The sequence below is a fragment of the Serratia sp. YWN4 genome (genome assembly GCF_055790845.1).
Genome location: NZ_CM147696.1, coordinates 4,583,167 through 4,601,744 on the forward strand (window position 1 = coordinate 4,583,167; position 18,578 = coordinate 4,601,744).

Consider the following 18,578-nt stretch of genomic DNA (forward strand, 5'->3'; position numbering starts at 1 on the left):
TCAGTCAGCCAATGCCAGAATTGCCGCGACCAGCTGCGAGAACGTTAGCCCTGACTGACGCGCCGCCATCGGCACCAGACTGTGGCTGGTCATGCCTGGCGAGGTATTCACCTCCAGCAGATAAAAACCACCATCGCTGTCTTGCATCACGTCAACACGCCCCCAACCGCTGCAATCCAGCCCACGATAGGCACGCAGTGCCAGCGCAGCCATCTCGGCTTCCTGATGCGCGTTCAGGCCACTCGGGCAAAAATACTGCGTGTCGTCGGCAATATATTTGGCCTGATAGTCGTAAAACACTCCAGCGGGCTGAATGCGGATGGAAGGCAACACCTGGTCACCGAGGATCGCCACGGTATATTCGGGGCCGCTCAACCATTTTTCCACCAACACGTCGTCGTCATGGTGGAAAGCCTCTGCCAACGCGCTTTCAAGAGCGCTGCTCTCGGTGACCTTACTCATCCCAACGCTGGAGCCTTCACGGCTCGGCTTGACGATCAACGGTAAACCTAGAGCTGCCACGGCGGCCAGCAGGCTCTCCCGCTCGCTACCCAAATACTGCTGGCGGCACAGCGCCACATAAGGGGCGATCGGTAAACCCATAGATTGCCACACCAGCTTGGTGCGCCACTTGTCCATGGTCAGGGCCGATGCCATTACACCGCTACCGGTATAAGGCAACTGCAAAAACTCCAACAGGCCCTGCAAAGTGCCATCTTCACCGCCACGCCCGTGCAGCGCGATAAAGACCTTGTTAAACCCTTGTTCTTTCAATTGGGTCACCGGGAAATCGCGGGTATCGATCGGGTGAGCATCAATACCGGCTTCTCTCAACCCAGCCAGCACTGCGGCACCGGATTGCAGTGACACATCTCGTTCTGCGGAGGTTCCACCCAGCAACACGGCAACTTTATCCGCCATGGTAGCCCTCCTCTTTATTCTGTGGCTGCAACTTCAGCTCAGCTAATTTGCGCGCAATTTTACCGACGTTGCCCGCGCCTTGCACCAGAATCAGATCGTCCCCCTGCAACAATTGCGCCAGCGTTTCCGGCACGATTTCCGCATCGGCAATCAGGATCGGATCCAACTTGCCGCGATTGCGAATGGTGCGGCACAGCGAACGGCTGTCGGCACCTGGGATCGGCGTTTCACCCGCCGAATAAACATCCAGCATCAGCAGCACATCCACCTGCGATAACACATGGGCAAAGTCGTCGTACAGATCGCGGGTACGCGTGAAACGGTGCGGCTGGAAAATCATCACCAGGCGCTTGCTCGGCCAACCTGCACGCGCAGCCTTGATGGTCGCATCCACTTCGGTTGGATGGTGGCCATAATCGTCCACCAGCATCGCACTACCGGGTTTCCCGTTAACCGCTGCCAGCGGGAAATCACCAAGGACATCAAAACGACGGCCCGTTCCCTGAAAACCAGCCAACGCACGCAGAATGGCTTCATCGGCAATGCCTTCTTCCGTTGCTACCGCAACCGCTGCTGCGGCGTTCAGCGCATTATGGCGGCCCGGTGCGTTCAGAGTCACCGTCAGCAACGGCTTGTCCTGGCGGCTCAGAGTAAAATGCCCCTGATGGCCGATCTGGCGATAGCTCTCTACGCGCACATCGGCATCTTCACTGAAGCCGTAAGTAGTAATATGGCGGCCCACGCGCGGCAGCAATTCACGCACCACCGGATCATCAATACACATCACCGCACGACCATAAAACGGCAAGTTGTGCAGGAAATTGATAAACGTCTGCTTCAGGTTTTCGAAATCGCCATGGTAGGTATCCATATGGTCGGCTTCGATATTGGTGACAATCGCCACCATCGGTTGCAGATGCAGGAACGACGCATCGCTCTCATCGGCTTCGGCAATCAGATAACGGCTGGAGCCCAAGCGCGCATGAGTCCCCGCCGCCTTCACCAATCCACCGTTAACAAACGTCGGATCCAAACCAGCTTCTGCGTAAATACTCGATACCATCGCCGTGGTGGTGGTCTTGCCGTGCGTACCGGCGATTGCGATGCCATGACGATAACGCATCAGTTCGGCCAGCATCTCTGCACGCTGGATCACCGGAATGCGTGCCTCTCGGGCCGCGACGATCTCCGGGTTATCTGCCGAAATCGCGGTGGAAACCACCACCACGCTGGCATCCAGCACATTCTCTGGGCGGTGATGGAAGTAAATCGTTGCCCCAAGCTCGCTCAACTGTTGGGTGACCGGATTCGGTGCCAAATCGGAACCGCTGATCTGATAGCCTTCGTTAGCCAACACTTCGGCGATACCCCCCATGCCGGCACCACCGATGCCAACAAAGTGGATGTGCCGGACGCGTCGCATCTCGGGCACGAAAGTGCGTAGTTTCGCCAATTGTTGTGTATTCATCACTCTCTCTATCCGGGTTCAATCTGCGAACCCCATCTTGCTTATTCTTCATGTGGCCCGGCGAACCAAGCCCTGCATTATCTATTTGGCGACGCGAACAATCTCCGCCGCCACGCGTTCTGTTGCATCCGGTATCGCCACCGCACGAGCCTTTTCGGCCATTGCCAGTAACGTTGGGCGATCCCAGCCCGCCAACAACTCCGCCATGGTCCCGGCGGTAAACTGCGGCTGCTCAATAATTTTCGCCGCGCCTGCCGCTTCCAGCGGACGCGCATTCCAATATTGCTGGCGATCTTTGTGCTGGAAAGGCACGAAAATGGCTGGCAAACCGGCCGCTGCAATCTCACTGACGGTCAGCGCACCGGAACGGCACACCACCACATCAGCCCAAGCATAGGCAGTCGCCATGTCATCGATAAATTCAGTCACTTTGTGCTGGGTCTGCCCTACCCTCTGGTAGTCATGCAGCACCGTTTCCAGTGCCCCTTTGCCTACCTGATGCCAAAGGGTAATCTTATCACCCAGCAGCGCTGCGGCTTCAGGAACGGTCTGATTCAGCACGCGTGCGCCCTGGCTACCGCCAATCACCAGCACGCGAACCGGCCCTTCACGCCCAGCCAAGCGTTCCGCTGGCAGCGGTAATGCCAACACATCGGTACGCACCGGGTTACCCACTACCTCCGCACTTGGGAACGCGCCGGGGAAAGCCTGCAACACCGTTTTGGCGATGCGCGATAACCAGCGATTGGTCAAACCCGCAATACCATTCTGCTCATGCAGCACCACCGGGACACCGCACAGCCAGGCAGCCAAGCCACCGGGGCCGGAAACGTAACCGCCCATCCCCAGCACCACGTCGGGCTGATAGCTGCGCATAATCGCCTTGGCCTGACGCACGGCACGCCAGATGCGTAACGGCGCGGTCAACTGGGCCTTCAGCCCTTTGCCGCGTAAACCGGAAATACGGATGAAATCGATTTCGATCCCATGCTTTGGCACTAAATCGGCTTCCATACGGTCGGCGGTTCCGAGCCAGCGCACCTGCCAGCCCTGCGCCATCAGATGATGCGCAACCGCCAGCCCCGGGAACACATGCCCGCCAGTACCGCCCGCCATCACCATTAAACGCTTAGCTTTACCGCTCATCCGTTACCTCTTCACAAACGCCTGCGCTTTGGTCAGGCGCGTTTCATAGTCAATACGCAGCAACAGCACAATCGCCGTCGACATAATGATCAAACTCGAACCACCATAGCTGATCAGCGGCAGCGTCAGCCCTTTGGTCGGCAGCATTCCCGCAGCCGCACCCACGTTAACCAACGCCTGGAAACTGAACCAAACGCCGATCGAACATGCCAAGAAACCGGAGAATCGCTGATCGATCTCCAGTGCGCGGCGGCCGATCGACATCGCGCGAAAAGCGACGAAGAATACCATTAACAGGGCTAAAACCACACCGATATAGCCCAATTCCTCACCTAAAATCGCGAAGATAAAGTCGGTGTGCGCTTCCGGTAAATACTCCAGCTTCTGTACCGAATTACCCAGCCCCTGCCCCCAGAACTCGCCACGGCCGAACGCCATCAGCGACTGGGTTAGCTGGTAGCCGCTACCGAATGGATCGGCCCATGGGTTCCAGAACGAGGTCACACGGCGCATACGATAGGGCTCGGCAATCACCAGCAGCCCTACCGCAAACGCACCGGAACCGATAATCGCCAGGAACTGCCACATCTTGGCACCGGCCAGAAACAACATCGCCAAGGTGGTGATAAACAGCACCACCACCGTACCTAAATCCGGTTGTGCCAGCAGCAATACCGCCAACACCACCATCACCCCCATCGGTTTACAGAAGCCCCAGAAGTTACTACGCACTTCTTCGACCTTACGCACCAAGTAACTCGACAGGTAACAGAACAGCGACAGTTTGGAGAGTTCGGCTGGCTGAATGCGCAGCGGGCCAAGAGAGATCCAGCGCGATGCGCCGTTGACCGAACTGCCGACCACCAACACGATCAGCAGCATCACCATCGACACCAGCAGCATGACGTTGCTGTAGCGCTGCCACACTTCCATCGGGATACGCAGCGTAACCAGCGACAGGCCAAATGCCAGTACCAGATAAAGTGCATCACGTTTGGCAAACAGGAACGGATCTTCTGCCAGACGTTGGCCGATCGGCATTGATGCCGACGTCACCATCACAAAACCGATCACCGCCAGGCCTAGGGTTAACCACAGCAGAGTGCGGTCATACAGCACCATACTGTTCGAATCGCTTTCACGCGACCCCATCACCCAGTCTTTCAGCTTGTTGGTCAGGCCAAACGTCGGCACCCGTAGTCTCATCCGCCAAGCTCCTGCGCCAGACGGGCAAACTCGTTGCCACGCTCTTCAAAATTACGGAACTGATCCAGGCTGGCGCAGGCGGGTGATAGCAGCACCATATCGCCCGCTTTCACGCACCCAGCGATCGTTTGCATCGCCTGCTCCATGGTGTCAGTCAAGGTCGCAATCTCTGGGCGCAACTCTGCCAGTTGGGCACCATCGCGGCCAAAGCAGTACAAACGCACGTTGTCACCTTGCAGATAACGCGCCAGCGATGAGAAATCCGCAGATTTGCCATCACCGCCCAACAGCAGGTGCAGCGTACCCTCAACCTGCAGACCGTTCAGCGCCGCTTCGGTGCTGCCAACGTTGGTGGCTTTAGAATCATTAATCCAGCGCACGCCGTTATGTTCCCACACCAGTTGGAAACGGTGCTCCAGGCCGGTAAAGGTGGTCAGCGCTTTCAGGCTGGAAGAGCGCGGCAGTTTGACCGCATCGGCCAACGCCAAGGCCGCCAGCGCATTGGTATAGTTATGCTGGCCAGTGAGTTTCATCTCGCGGGTGTTGAGGACTTTCTCGCCGTTAACCCGCAGCCAGGTTTCGCCCTGCTGGCGATTGAGGTGATAATCCCCCACATCAGCACCAAAGCTGACACAGCGCTTGTCGGCACCACGCACCGGCATGGTTAGCGCGTCGTCTGCGTTCACCACGCACCTACTGGCATTTTCATAGATCCGCAGTTTGGCGGCACGATACTGCTGCAAGCCAAACGGATAGCGATCCATATGATCTTCGGTCACGTTCAGAATGGTAGCGGCGGCAGCACGCAGGCTGTAGGTGGTTTCCAATTGGAAACTCGACAACTCAAGCACATAAAGCTGGCATTCCTGACGCAGCAGGCTGAGCGCAGGCAGGCCGATATTACCGCCGACCCCCACCGCCCAACCGGCAGCTTTGGCCATTTCACCCACCAGCGTGGTCACCGTGCTTTTACCGTTAGAACCGGTGATCGCCACAATCGGTGCCTGTGCCTCGCGACAAAACAGCTCGACGTCGCCGACGATTTCCACACCGGCATCCACAGCGGTGCTCAAGGCCGGTATCGCTAAGGCGATACCTGGGCTGGCAACGATCAAATCCGCTTCCAGCAGCCAATCCTGATTCAGATCGCCCAAATGCCGCTCCACGCTCTCAGGCAACTTATCCAGCCCCGGCGGAGCAATACGGGTATCCATAATGCGCGGCGTCACACCACGCATCATAAAGAAATCAACACAGGACAAACCGGTGAGGCCTAACCCGATGATGACCACTTTTTTACCCTGATAATCCACCATAATTAGCGCACCTTCAGCGTCGCCAGGCCAATCAGCACCAGCATCAGCGAAATAATCCAGAAGCGCACGATCACGCGCGGCTCTGGCCAACCTTTCAATTCATAGTGGTGATGAATCGGTGCCATGCGGAAAATACGTTGCCCGCGCAGCTTGAACGACCCCACCTGCAAGATCACCGACAGCGTTTCAACCACGAACACGCCGCCCATAATCACCAGCAAAAACTCCTGACGCAGCAGCACGGCGATCGTCCCCAATGCTCCCCCTAACGCCAGCGAACCGACATCACCCATAAACACCTGGGCTGGGTAAGTGTTGAACCACAGAAAGCCTAAACCGGCCCCCACAATGGCGGTACACACAATCACCAGTTCACCGGCATGGCGCAGATAGGGGATGTGCAGGTAGCTGGCAAAATTCACGTTACCGGTCGCCCAGGCAACCAGCGCAAAACCGGCGGCCACGAACACGGTTGGCATGATCGCCAAACCATCCAGCCCATCGGTCAGGTTGACTGCGTTGCTGGTACCGACAATCACAAAGTAAGCCAGCAGCACGTACAACAGGCCGAGTTGCGGCATGACGTCTTTAAAAAATGGCACCACCAACTCGGTGGCTGGCGTGTCTTTTCCTATGGCATACATGGTAAAAGCGGCAAGCAGCGCAATCACCGATTGCCAGAAGTACTTCCAGCGGGCAATCAACCCTCGGGTATCCTTGCGCACCACTTTGCGATAGTCATCGACAAACCCGACGATGCCGTAGCCCACCAGCACGAACAGCACGCACCAGACATAAGGGTTAGAGGGATAAGCCCACATCAGCACCGAAATGGTGATGGAGGTCAGGATCATGATGCCGCCCATGGTTGGCGTGCCGCGTTTACTGAAGTGCGATTCTGGCCCGTCGTTACGCACCACCTGGCCAAAGGACATTTCCTGCAGGCGTTTGATCACCCGCGGCCCCATCCACAGAGAAATAAACAGCGCGGTCAGCAGGCTGACAATGGCCCGGAACGTCAGATAGGAAAAGACGTTGAAGCCTGAGTAATATTTGACCAAATGTTCGGCCAGCCAAACTAACATGGTGCTTTCTCCTGTAACGCGCGTACTACCTGCTCCATTGCGGCACTACGTGACCCTTTGATTAACACGGTAATTACCGCATGTGCTGACAGTAATTCCGCCACGCGTGCGGTCACTGCTGTTTTATCTTGATAATGTTCGCCGTTACCGGCTGCCGAACTCAGCACTTGGCTCAGTTGGCCCACGCTGATCACTTGATCAACGCCTGCCAGACGGGCGGCTTCTCCCACCTGGCGGTGACACTCTTCGGCTTCTGCACCCAGTTCGGCCATATCGCCAACCACCATCACCCGGTAACCCGGCATTTCTGCCAGCGTCTGTGCAGCCGCTATCATGGAACCGACGTTGGCGTTATAGCTGTCATCCAGCAACAGTTTGCCTTCCGCCAGCACGACCGGGAATAAACGCCCCGGCACCGCTTGCAACTGTTGTAACCCTTTTCGCACCGCTTGCAGGCTGGCACCTACCGACATCGCCAGTGCCGCTGCCGCCAAGGCATTGGCCACGTTATGGCGGCCCGGCAGTGGCAGCTCGATAGCCACCGTGCCAAACGGACTGTGCAGAGTAAACTGCGTTCCCTTGCCATTCACCTGGATATCGCTGGCAAAAAAGTCTACGGACTCTGCCACCTGCGGCGAGAAGCGCCACACTTTCTTGCCCTGTAATTGGGCCTGCCAATGCGGCCAGTCGTTATTGTCGGCGTTGATGATCGCCACACCATCAGCAGGCAGACCGGCAAAGATTTCACCTTTTGCCTGAGCCACACCGGCCAGAGAGCCGAACCCTTCCAAATGTGCTGCCGCCAGGTTGTTCACCAGCGCGCTCTGCGGTTGGGTTAAAGCGGTGGTATAAGCGATCTCACCAATATGATTCGCGCCCAGCTCAATCACGGCAAAATCATGCTGCGGCTGTAAACGCAGTAACGTCAGCGGCACGCCGATGTCGTTATTGAAATTCCCGGCGGTATACAGCACTTCGCCACATTCACGCAGAATGGCGGCGGTCATTTCTTTCACCGAGGTCTTGCCCGATGAGCCGGTCAGCGCCACCACTTTGGCCGGAACTTGTTGGCGCACCCAGGCGGCAAGCTGCCCCAACGCAATGCGGGTATCTTTTACCACCAGTTGCGGCACATCCCCCAATAAGCGCTTACTTACCAGCAGCGCTCCTGCGCCCGCAGTGATGGCGTCAGCAGCAAAGTCATGGGCGTCAAAACGCTCACCTTTCAGCGCCACAAAAAGGCAACCTGGCGTGATCTGACGTGTATTGGTCGTCACTTCGGTGATTTGGCAATCAGCACCGATCAGTTCAGCGCTCAATACCTTCGCCAGTGTCTTAAGGGAGACCGGGATCATGCCAATACCCCCAGCAGACGCGCGACGGTGGTGCGATCGGAGTAGTCCAAGCGACGGTTACCCACCACTTGGTAATCCTCATGGCCTTTGCCCGCCACCAGTACCACATCCTGTTCTTTTGCCTGCATGATGGCGCTGGTGACGGCTTCTGCACGCCCGTGGATCACCTGCACATGCCCGGCATCCAGCAACCCGGCGAGAATATCTTTGATGATGGCCTGCGGTTCTTCGGTGCGCGGGTTGTCGTCGGTGACCACCACCCGATCAGCGAACTGCTCGGCAATGCCGCCCATAAGTGGGCGCTTACCTTTGTCGCGATCGCCACCACAGCCAAACACGCACCACAGTTGCCCCTGGCAATGCAAGCGTGCGGCTTCCAAGGCCTTTTCCAAGGCATCCGGGGTGTGGGCATAATCCACCACGACCGTCGGCTTGCCCGGCGCATTGAACACTTCCATGCGGCCACAGACCGGCTGCAATTGATTGGCAGTTTTCACCAGGTCATCAAACGGATAACCAAGCGACAGCAATGTTGCCAGCGCCAACAGCAGGTTACTGACGTTGAACGCCCCCATCAGGCGGCTTTCAATCTCGCCATTGCCCCAGCTTGAGCTGAAATGGATGGTGGCACCGTTATCGTGATAATTCACTGCGGTGGCCTTCAACCAGCGGCCACGGCAGCCAGGCTGCAAGTTATCGTGCATGGTAACGGCCACCGCATCCGGCAGTTTAGCCAGCCAGCACTGCCCGACTTCATCATCGGCATTGATAATCGCCTGCCCAACCTCATGATCCGCAAACAGCGACCATTTAGCCGCTTCGTAGCTGGCCATGTCGCCATGATAATCAAGATGATCGCGGCTCAGGTTGGTGAATACGGCCGCTGCGAACGGTAAAGCAGCTACGCGGTGCTGCACCAAGCCATGAGAAGAGACTTCCATTGCGGCAAAGGTAGCGCCCTGTTCGGCCAGATCGTTCAGGATATGTTGGACATCCACCGCAGAACCGGTGGTATTTTCCGTTGGGCAAACCTGCCCCAGCAACCCATTACCGACCGTACCCATCACCGCAGCGGTTTCCCCTAGCAATTGACTCCATTGCGCCAACAGCTGCGTGGTGGTGGTTTTGCCGTTGGTACCGGTCACGCCGATCAAACGCAGGCGATCTGCGGGCTGCTGGTAAAAACGCCCGGCCAGTGCGGAAAGGCGCTGATTGAGTTGGCTCAGGTAAATCACTGGCACACCGTGCATTTCACAGATTTTGCCGTCTTCGGCCTGGCTTTCGGCCTCGGCGATAACGGCGGCAACCCCTTGCGCGATGGCTTGCGGAATATAGCGGCGACCATCCGTTTGATGGCCGACAACGGCGACAAACAGATCCCCGGCAGCCGCAATGCGGCTGTCTAATATCATTTCCCTAAGCTGGCGCTCGGGTGCCGTTGGCACCCAAGGAGCGAGTAAATCGCGTAAATTACGATCTGCCACCTGTACCCTCTTTACTGTTGATAACTAATTCGCTTTTGTCGCTGGTAGGCAAAGCATCCGGCTCAATGTTCATGATCCGCAGCACGCCCCCCATGATCGCACCAAACACGGGCGCTGAAATCGCACCGCCGTAGTACTTGCCGCCCTGTGGATCGTTGATCACCACCACCAGGGCAAAACGGGGTTGACTGGCGGGCGCCACACCCGCGGTATAAGCGATATATCGGTTGACGTATTTACCGTCCGGGCCGACTTTTTTAGCGGTACCGGTTTTAATCGCAATGCGGTAACCCTTGATGGCGGCTTTCACGCCGCCGCCGCCCGGCAGGGCTACGCTTTCCATCATATGCACCACGGTACGCACCGTAGCTTCAGGAAAGACGCGCTCACCGGCGACCGGAGGGTCAACTTTAGTGATCGACAATGGGCGATATACGCCCAAACTGCCGATCGTGGCATAGACTCGCGCTAACTGTAACGGCGTTACCATCAGCCCGTAGCCGAAAGAGAAGGTGGCCCTCTCTATGTCAGACCACCGTTGTTTTTTTGGGTATAAGCCACTGCTTTCTCCGACCAGCCCCAAGTTGGTCGCCTTTCCCAGTCCAAAGTGTGAGTAAGTATCTACTAACGCTGAGGACGGCATCGCTAACGCCAGTTTAGAAACACCGACGTTACTCGACTTCTGCAAGATCCCGGTCATGGACAGTTCCGAATAACGCGCCACATCTTTGATTTCATGGCCGTTAATGCGGTAAGGAATGGTATTGAGCACGCTGTTTTCTTTCACTACGCCGCGCTGCAATGCCGTCATTACCACCATCGGTTTCACTGTGGAACCCGGTTCAAAAATATCGGTAATTGCACGGTTACGCATGGTGTCTTTCGGCGTACCGGCCATATTATTCGGGTTGTACGATGGGCTGTTGGCCATTGCCAACACTTCGCCGGTATTCACATCCACCAACACGGCGGTGCCAGATTCCGCCTTGTTAAAGGCCACGGCATTATTCAATTCGCGATACACCAGCGCCTGCAAGCGTTCGTCAATGCTCAGCATCAGGTTGTGCGCCGCCAGGCTATCCACTGAGGAGACATCCTCAATCACCCGGCCATAACGATCTTTACGTACGGTTCGCTCACCCGGTTGCCCGGTCAGCCAACGGTCGAAGCTCTTTTCAACCCCTTCGATCCCTTCACCATCAATGTTGGTGACGCCGATAATGTGCGAGGTCACCTGCCCGGAAGGATAGTAACGGCGTGATTCCTGGCGCAGGTAGATCCCCGGCAGTTTCAGCTTGTGGATATAGTCACCAATCGCCGGGTTAACCTGACGCGCCAGATAAACAAAGCGCCCTTTCGGGTTGGCGTTAATGCGGTTAGATAACTGATCCAGCGGGATCTGCAACGCATCGGAAAGCGCCTTCCAGCGCGAATCCAGCGTAATGCCACCACGCTCGATCAGCTCTTTAGGATCGGCCCATACGGCGTTCACCGGCACGCTGACGGCCAACGGACGGCCGGAGCGATCGCTAATCATGCCGCGCGCGGTAGGCACTTCCTGCACACGCAGCGAGCGCATATCGCCCTCTTTCACCAGCCGATCCGGGTTGATCACCTGTAGGTAAGCCACACGCACCAACAGCCCGGTCAACGCCAGCAGAATACAGCCGCACAGCAACGCAAAACGCCAGCTAACAAAGCTGGCTTGATCTTCCTGGCGTTTCAACTTACCGGGGCGTGCTGCTTTCATTGGTTCTCTTTCTGCTCCGTGTCGTGAATGTGGTTAAGCCCTTTATGGTTTAACGATGATATTTTCCTGCGATGGATCAACGTGCTGCATCTGCAATTTCTCGGTAGCAATACGTTCTACACGGCTGTGATCGCCAAGGGCGTTCTCTTCCAGAATCAGGTTGCGCCACTCAATATCCAGCGCATCCCGCTCCAGAACCAGCTGTTCGCGCTCGGCGGTCAGCAAACGGGTGCGGTGCGCGGTAGTGACCACAAAAACGGCGGAAACCAGTACGGCAGCCAGTAAAATCAGCGGGATCTTAGCGTTACGCAGCAGATCACCGCTGATGACCCCGACCAATCCGTGGCGTTCATTGCCAATCACGCGGGCATCCTCTCGGCAATACGCAGCACCGAACTGCGCGCACGCGGGTTTTCTGCCACTTCCGCATCAGACGGCATCATTTTGCCCAGCGCTTTCAGCGTACGGCCGCCCATCTCGCGCAACTGCGCTTCGGTCAACGGAATACCGGCCGGAACCTGGGCTCCACGGCTGTGGTGGCGCATAAAGCGTTTGACGATGCGATCTTCCAACGAATGGAAGCTGATGATCGACAAGCGGCCCTGCGGAGCCAGTACTTCCAGCGCGCCATCCAGCGCACGCTCGATCTCTTCCAGTTCGCTGTTGATATAGATACGGATCGCCTGGAAACTGCGCGTCGCCGGATGCTTGTGCTTTTCGCGGAACGGGCTGGCGTTAGCGATCAGATCCGCCAGTTCTTTGGTGCGCGTCATCGGTTCAGTACGGTTTCTTTCCACGATGGCGCGCGCAATGCGCTTGGCAAAACGCTCTTCGCCGAAGGTTTTCAACACCCAGGCAATGTCATCGGCTTCGGCTTTCATCAGCCATTCGGCGGCGGACTGGCCGCTTGAGGGATCCATGCGCATATCCAGCGGGCCGTCACGCATAAAGGAAAAACCACGCTCAGCGTCATCCAGCTGCGGAGAAGAAACCCCCAGATCGAGCAACACACCGTCAATTTTGCCGACCAGATCGCGTTCCCGCACATAGTGCGACAAATCAGAAAACTGGCCGTGTACGATAGTAAAACGAGAATCTTCAATAGATTGGGCAGCGGCAATGGCCTGCGGATCGCGGTCAATAGCCAACAAGCGCCCTTCCGGCCCCAATTGGGACAGAATCAGACGAGAATGGCCACCGCGACCAAAAGTTCCGTCAATGTATGTACCGTTACTACGAATATTGAGGCCATTCACGGCCTCATCCAACAGTACGGTGGTGTGTTTATAGTTTTCCAACATGCTTATAGTGACAAGTCCTGTAGCCGCTCAGACAAGGGTTCCTGAGTGGATTGTTCTGCGTCAATATCGTCCTTGACTTGTTGATACCAGGTCTGTTCATCCCACAGTTCAAACTTGTTGAACTGCCCGACCAGCATCACTTCTTTCGTCAGCCCGGCGTGTTGGCGCAGCGTACTGGCCAACAGCAACCGCCCGGCCCCATCCATCTGACACTCGCTGGCATGCCCCAAAAGTAAGCGCTGAACGCGGCGCTCGGCGGGATTCATGCTCGAAAGACGGGACAATTTCTGTTCGATAATTTCCCATTGGGGTAATGGGTAAAGCAGCAGGCAGGGCTGATGGAGGTCAATGGTACAAACCATTTGGCCTTGCGACTCCTCATTCAGTAAATCCCGATAACGGGTAGGTACGGCAAGCCGCCCTTTACTGTCGAGGTTAACCATCGTTGCTCCACGGAACATACCTGAGCTACCCCCTCGTGACCTTTTTCACCACTTTCCCCCACAAATTACCACAAATTAGAGTTTACGGAGGGTATGAAAACCTTGTCAAGCCAGAGCGGCAGCGCTTTGGCAATATTTCAGTGTTCATTCTGGGGGCTGACTCACGAAAGGAACTCTATTTATTAAACGAATAAAAATTAACACCATGATAAACGGGAAGAATTTTCTAAACGGCAATAAGGTGATTAAAAAACTCACAAATTGGCGATTAATTAACTCATTACTTCCTTCTGCAATCCAGGTCTCACTTTCAAACCGGACAATCACCGGTTGCCACTCTGCGGCAAGCCGCGTCCACCAAGGCCTGGCTTCACGTTGCTGGCCTACAGTTATGTGTTATAAGCCATTGACTTAATAACACTCGATAAATATTTCGCCGTAAACCGGGCGCTATTTTACGTCAATTATCCCATCAATGAAGGACACACAGAAAAAATATATCGAGCGGATATTGCAAGGCTTACCCATTCTAATTTCAGTTAATTGAGTGGGATTATTCCCAAAATACTCACTTACAATTCAGGTTGCACTTTTTTACATTTCTATTTGTTGCTGTGTAAATCGCCTTTTAGCACCCAAACCAAGAAAAAAATCGCAACATACTGTTTCTAATAACTTTGTTGATATCTCCCATTTTTAATCCCTCCAAACTGTATTTTGGCGCATTCCGTCAGGACAAAAACCACTCAATTGTTAAAAATAAAAATATTGAGCTAGTTAAAATAATCAATGCAGTTTAGTAAACTGGTTTTGTTTTAAATTACAGATTATTACACTACATTAACATTTAAAGTAAAAGTATTAACCTAATGCACAGGAGCTCACCCCATGTTTTCACCTGCTTCACGTTTACGCAGCGCCGCTGCCGATACTTTTGCCTTGGTGGTGTACTGCTTTCTGGCAGGCATGGCGATTGAAATTCTGATTTCTGGCATGAGTTTCAGCCAATCGCTCTCTTCCCGCTTATTGTCGATTCCCGTCAACATTCTTATTGCCTGGCCGTATGGCCGCTACCGCGATTTTTTTATCGCTACGGCTCGCCATTTCCCGCGTGGGCAGTTTTTACTGCGCAATCTGGCCGATCTTCTGGCCTATGTCAGTTTTCAGTCACCGGTTTATGCGGCGATTCTGTGGAGCGTGGGTGCCGATGGGCAACAAATTATGGCGGCGGTAGCCAGTAATGCGCTGGTATCAATGGCAATGGGAGTGGTGTATGGCTATTTTCTGGAGTATTGCCGTAGGTTATTCCGGGTCGTGGGATATGTGTAAAAACAGGGGCCCGGCTTGCTGGCCCCTGTTGACTTATTTCCGGCTCAGGCTGCCACGGCGGAACAGGTTACGACGGATGCGCGTCATGCCCGGTTTCGGTTTACGTGGTTCGTCAAGGCTGGCCAGAACCAGCTCCAACACCCGCTCGGCCACATCACGGTGGCGCTGTGCCACGGCCAGCACCGGGCATTCCAAGAAATCCAGCAGCTCATTATCACCAAAGGTGGCAATAGCCAGATCCGTGGGTAAACGCCCATATTTTTTCAGCGTCACATCCATCACCCCCTGCAATAGGGAGAAGGAGGTGGTAAACAGCGCCTGCGGCATTGGGTGGGTTTTCAGCCATTCGGCAAACAGTGCCCCTGCGGCATCACGTTCATAGCTATTGGCATACAGATAGTCCACATGGCGTGCGTCATCCTGCCAAGCCTCGCGAAACCCTTGCTCACGCAGAAAACTCACCGAAAGCTCTGGCAATGCCCCAATATACAGCACTGACTCGGCCGGGAAGCTGCGTAACTCCTGCGCCAGCGCTAAGGAGTCCTCCTGATCGGCCCCAACCACGCTGATGAAATGCTCACGATCCAGCGCACGGTCTAACGCAATGATCGGGAAAGGATCGTTGGCCCAGCGCTGATAGAAAGGATGCTCAGGCGGCAATGCGGTAGACACAATGATCGCATCCACCTGGCGTTGCAGCAGATGCTCCACACAGCGCATTTCGTTGTCCGGCTGATCTTCCGAGCAGGCGATCAACAGTTGATAACCCCGCTGGCGTGCCTGACGCTCCAGATAGTTGGCGATGCGGGTATAGCTGGTATTTTCAAGATCCGGTATCACCAGGCCGATTGAGCGGGTGCGGCCAGCGCGTAGCCCTGCCGCGACAGCATTCGGGTGATAGTTGTGCTCCCTGACCACGGCCATCACTTTTTCGACGGTTTTATCGCTGACACGATACTGCTTCGCCTTGCCGTTGATGACATAACTGGCCGTAGTGCGCGAAACGCCTGCGAGACGCGCGATTTCATCCAGTTTCACGTTAACCCCTTAATGACGCTGAAAATAAAGTAGAAATAAAGAGTGCAGTTTTAGTCTTTCACTCTCAGATCACGGCTAAACAACGCTGCGGTTTGAAAGAGGGAAGATAGCGAGTAACCATAATAATCACTATGGTTATTCAACCCAGTCTTTGGATCTAACAGCAGAAAACCCAGCCGAGCAACCGCTTTTGCAGAAAGGTGCCAGCAAATGGGCAAAAAGTAAAAAGAAAGGGCGTAGCAATGAAGCTACGCCCTCTCGTTAGCCAGCAAAATTCAGCTTGGCTAGCGCATGATTTTATCACCGCGCGAAACACCCACAATCCCTGAGCGCGCAACTTCAACAATTTCCGCCACTTCGCGCACGGCATTAAGGAACGCATCGAGTTTGTCGCTGGTCCCGGCCAGTTGGACGGTATACAGCGAAGCCGTGACATCCACAATCTGGCCGCGGAAAATGTCCGTACTGCGCTTCACTTCTTCACGCCCGTAACCGCTGGCCTGCAATTTCACCAGCATGATTTCACGCTCAACGTGCGACCCTTGAACCAGTTCACTGACGCGCAGCACGTCGACCAGCTTGTGCAGCTGCTTTTCAATCTGCTCCAGCACCTTTTCATCGCCAACGGTCTGAATAGTCATACGAGACAATGTTGGATCGTCGGTCGGCGCTACCGTCAGGCTTTCAATGTTGTAGCCACGCTGGGAGAACAGCCCTACCACGCGCGACAACGCACCGGATTCGTTTTCCAGTAGTACAGATAAAATACGGCGCCTCATCAGGTTCTCTCCGTTTTGCTTAACCACATATCGTCCATGCTTCCACCGCGGATTTGCATTGGGTAAACATGTTCGGTTTCATCGACGGTGACATCGACAAATACCAGCCGCTCTTTCTCGGCCAGCGCCTGTGCCAGTTTGCTTTCCAGCTCATCTGGCGTGCGAATGGCAATCCCCACATGACCGTAAGCCTCCGCCAGTTTCACAAAGTCTGGCAGAGAATTCATGTAGGACTGGGAGTGGCGGCCAGAATAAATCATATCCTGCCACTGCTTCACCATGCCCAGATAACCGTTATTCAGATTGAGCACGATCACCGGCAGGTTGTATTGCAGAGCGGTAGACAGTTCCTGAATGTTCATCTGGATACTGCCATCACCGGTCACACACACCACGGTTTCTTCCGGCAGCGCCAGCTTCACCCCGAGCGCCGCTGGCAGCCCAAAGCCCATGGTGCCCAAACCGCCGGAGTTGATCCAACGGCGTGGTTTATCAAACGGATAATAGAGCGCGGCAAACATCTGGTGCTGACCCACATCAGAAGTGACATAAGCGTCGCCTTTGGTCAGCCGGTGCAAGGTTTCAATCACCGCCTGAGGCTTGATGGTGCCGCTGTTCTTGTCGTAACCCAGGCAATCGCGTGCCCGCCACTGTTCGATCGACTGCCACCAATCGCGCAACGCATCGAAATCCTGCGCTTTATCACTCTGCGCCAACAGTTCCAGCATTTGCACCAGTACCTGTTTAGCATCACCCACGATAGGAATATCGGCATCGACCGTTTTGGAAATCGAGGTCGGGTCGATATCAATATGCAGCACGGTGGCATCCGGGCAATATTTAATCAGGTTATTGGTGGTACGATCGTCAAAACGCACCCCGACGGCAAAGATCACATCAGAGTTATGCATGGTGTTATTGGCTTCATAAGTGCCGTGCATACCCAGCATGCCCACGCTTTGCCGATGAGTGCCAGGAAAAGCCCCTAACCCCATCAGCGTGCAGGTCACCGGCAGATTCAGCTTTTCCGCCAGTTGCAGCAATTCTTCATGGCAGCCTGAATTGATCGCCCCGCCGCCCACGTACATTACCGGCTTTTTTGCCGCCAGAATGGTCTGCAATGCACGCTTTATCTGCCCACGATGCCCTTGCACCGTTGGGTGGTAAGAACGCATGCTGACTTCTTTCGGATAGGCATAAGGCATTCTTACCGCCGGGCCGACGATATCTTTCGGCAGGTCGATCACCACCGGGCCTGGGCGACCGGTAGAAGCCAGATAGAAGGCTTTCTTCAATACGGAAGGAATATCTTCGGTGCGCTTGACCAGGAAACTGTGCTTCACCACCGGGCGGGAGATCCCCACCATATCGCACTCCTGAAAGGCATCGTAACCAATCAGCGAACTGGGAACCTGGCCGGAAAGCACCACCATTGGAATGGAATCCATATAGGCCGTGGCGATACCGGTAATCGCATTGGTCGCACCAGGGCCGGAAGTGACCAGAACCACCCCGACTTCACCGGTGGCACGCGCATAGCCATCGGCCATATGCACTGCGCCCTGCTCATGCCGCACCAGAATGTGATCGATTCCGCCTACCGTGTGCAGGGCGTCATAGATATCGAGTACCGCCCCGCCCGGATAGCCGAATACATGTTTAACGCCCTGATCGATCAACGATCGGACGACCATCTCGGCTCCTGACAACATCTCCATGGGTTTGCCTCCAGGCTTACTTAATACTTGTCTGGCGCTGGAACGAAGCGCCTGCTGTGGGGCAATGCCCCCAAAATTTATGTCTGCTCTGCATTAGGCTGTAGCGCGGCATCGAGCTGCGTCAGCGGCGCCCAATGCCGCGCTACAGCCTAACATAACGTTAGAATATGAGGCAGGCAAACGGCAAAACAACTTATTAACAACAAGGTTATTGTCATTAAGCTGGGGATGGAAGATTT

Annotated in this window: 16 protein-coding genes; 1 reads left to right on the forward strand and 15 read right to left on the reverse strand. The window is 55.3% G+C overall.

Going from position 1 to position 18,578, the window contains the following annotated elements:
• From ACX9GT_RS21210 to mraZ, 12 genes are all read right to left on the reverse strand, one after another.
• A complete protein-coding gene (locus ACX9GT_RS21210) occupies window positions 1-921 on the reverse strand; it encodes a D-alanine--D-alanine ligase (RefSeq protein ID WP_473188580.1) in 921 nt (306 codons plus the stop codon).
• Window positions 911-2,389, reverse strand: coding sequence for a UDP-N-acetylmuramate--L-alanine ligase (murC, locus tag ACX9GT_RS21215; protein ID WP_473188581.1), 1,479 nt, complete (start codon window positions 2,387-2,389; stop codon window positions 911-913). Before murC ends, ACX9GT_RS21210 begins: the two co-directional genes overlap by 11 nt.
• Window positions 2,390-2,470: 81 nt before the next feature.
• Entirely contained in the window at window positions 2,471-3,535 is a 1,065-nt protein-coding gene (gene murG, locus ACX9GT_RS21220; protein ID WP_473188582.1) for an undecaprenyldiphospho-muramoylpentapeptide beta-N-acetylglucosaminyltransferase, read from the reverse strand.
• Window positions 3,536-3,538: 3 nt separating this feature from the next.
• A complete protein-coding gene (ftsW, locus tag ACX9GT_RS21225) occupies window positions 3,539-4,741 on the reverse strand; it encodes a cell division protein FtsW (RefSeq protein ID WP_459401298.1) in 1,203 nt (400 codons plus the stop codon).
• Window positions 4,738-6,057 (reverse strand): UDP-N-acetylmuramoyl-L-alanine--D-glutamate ligase, encoded by a 1,320-nt coding sequence (murD, locus tag ACX9GT_RS21230; protein WP_473188583.1) that lies wholly within the window; start codon window positions 6,055-6,057, stop codon window positions 4,738-4,740. The genes ftsW and murD overlap by 4 nt, the downstream gene beginning before the upstream one ends.
• 2 nt (window positions 6,058-6,059) lie before the next feature.
• The gene (gene mraY / locus ACX9GT_RS21235) at window positions 6,060-7,142 is read right to left on the reverse strand and encodes a phospho-N-acetylmuramoyl-pentapeptide-transferase (protein WP_473188584.1); all 1,083 of its coding nucleotides are present in this window, start codon (window positions 7,140-7,142) and stop codon (window positions 6,060-6,062) included.
• Window positions 7,136-8,497: a UDP-N-acetylmuramoyl-tripeptide--D-alanyl-D-alanine ligase gene (gene murF / locus ACX9GT_RS21240; RefSeq protein WP_473188585.1), complete on the reverse strand. Its 1,362-nt coding sequence runs from the start codon at window positions 8,495-8,497 to the stop codon at window positions 7,136-7,138. Before murF ends, mraY begins: the two co-directional genes overlap by 7 nt.
• Window positions 8,494-9,981, reverse strand: coding sequence for a UDP-N-acetylmuramoyl-L-alanyl-D-glutamate--2,6-diaminopimelate ligase (murE, locus tag ACX9GT_RS21245; protein ID WP_473188586.1), 1,488 nt, complete (start codon window positions 9,979-9,981; stop codon window positions 8,494-8,496). Before murE ends, murF begins: the two co-directional genes overlap by 4 nt.
• On the reverse strand, window positions 9,968-11,731 hold the full coding sequence (locus ACX9GT_RS21250; protein ID WP_473188587.1) for a peptidoglycan glycosyltransferase FtsI: 1,764 nt from the start codon (window positions 11,729-11,731) through the stop codon (window positions 9,968-9,970). Before ACX9GT_RS21250 ends, murE begins: the two co-directional genes overlap by 14 nt.
• Before the next feature lie 42 nt (window positions 11,732-11,773).
• Entirely contained in the window at window positions 11,774-12,094 is a 321-nt protein-coding gene (gene ftsL, locus ACX9GT_RS21255; RefSeq protein WP_459401292.1) for a cell division protein FtsL, read from the reverse strand.
• Window positions 12,091-13,032, reverse strand: a complete 942-nt coding sequence (rsmH, locus tag ACX9GT_RS21260) for a 16S rRNA (cytosine(1402)-N(4))-methyltransferase RsmH (protein WP_473188588.1) — start codon at window positions 13,030-13,032, stop codon at window positions 12,091-12,093. The genes ftsL and rsmH overlap by 4 nt, the downstream gene beginning before the upstream one ends.
• Window positions 13,033-13,034: 2 nt before the next feature.
• Entirely contained in the window at window positions 13,035-13,493 is a 459-nt protein-coding gene (gene mraZ / locus ACX9GT_RS21265; protein ID WP_459401290.1) for a division/cell wall cluster transcriptional repressor MraZ, read from the reverse strand.
• Window positions 13,494-14,363: 870 nt separating this feature from the next.
• Here mraZ and ACX9GT_RS21270 point away from each other — a divergent pair.
• Window positions 14,364-14,804: an L-alanine exporter AlaE gene (locus ACX9GT_RS21270; RefSeq protein ID WP_473188589.1), complete on the forward strand. Its 441-nt coding sequence runs from the start codon at window positions 14,364-14,366 to the stop codon at window positions 14,802-14,804.
• A gap of 33 nt (window positions 14,805-14,837) precedes the next feature.
• Here the strand turns inward: ACX9GT_RS21270 and cra are convergent, their stop codons facing one another.
• From cra to ilvI, 3 genes are all read right to left on the reverse strand, one after another.
• Window positions 14,838-15,842, reverse strand: coding sequence for a catabolite repressor/activator (gene cra / locus ACX9GT_RS21275; protein WP_473188590.1), 1,005 nt, complete (start codon window positions 15,840-15,842; stop codon window positions 14,838-14,840).
• Window positions 15,843-16,126: 284 nt separating this feature from the next.
• Complete coding sequence (ilvN, locus tag ACX9GT_RS21280) at window positions 16,127-16,621, reverse strand: acetolactate synthase small subunit (RefSeq protein WP_473188591.1); 495 nt, start codon at window positions 16,619-16,621, stop codon at window positions 16,127-16,129.
• Window positions 16,621-18,339, reverse strand: a complete 1,719-nt coding sequence (gene ilvI / locus ACX9GT_RS21285) for an acetolactate synthase 3 large subunit (RefSeq protein ID WP_459401287.1) — start codon at window positions 18,337-18,339, stop codon at window positions 16,621-16,623. Before ilvI ends, ilvN begins: the two co-directional genes overlap by 1 nt.
• Window positions 18,340-18,578 lie beyond the last annotated feature (239 nt).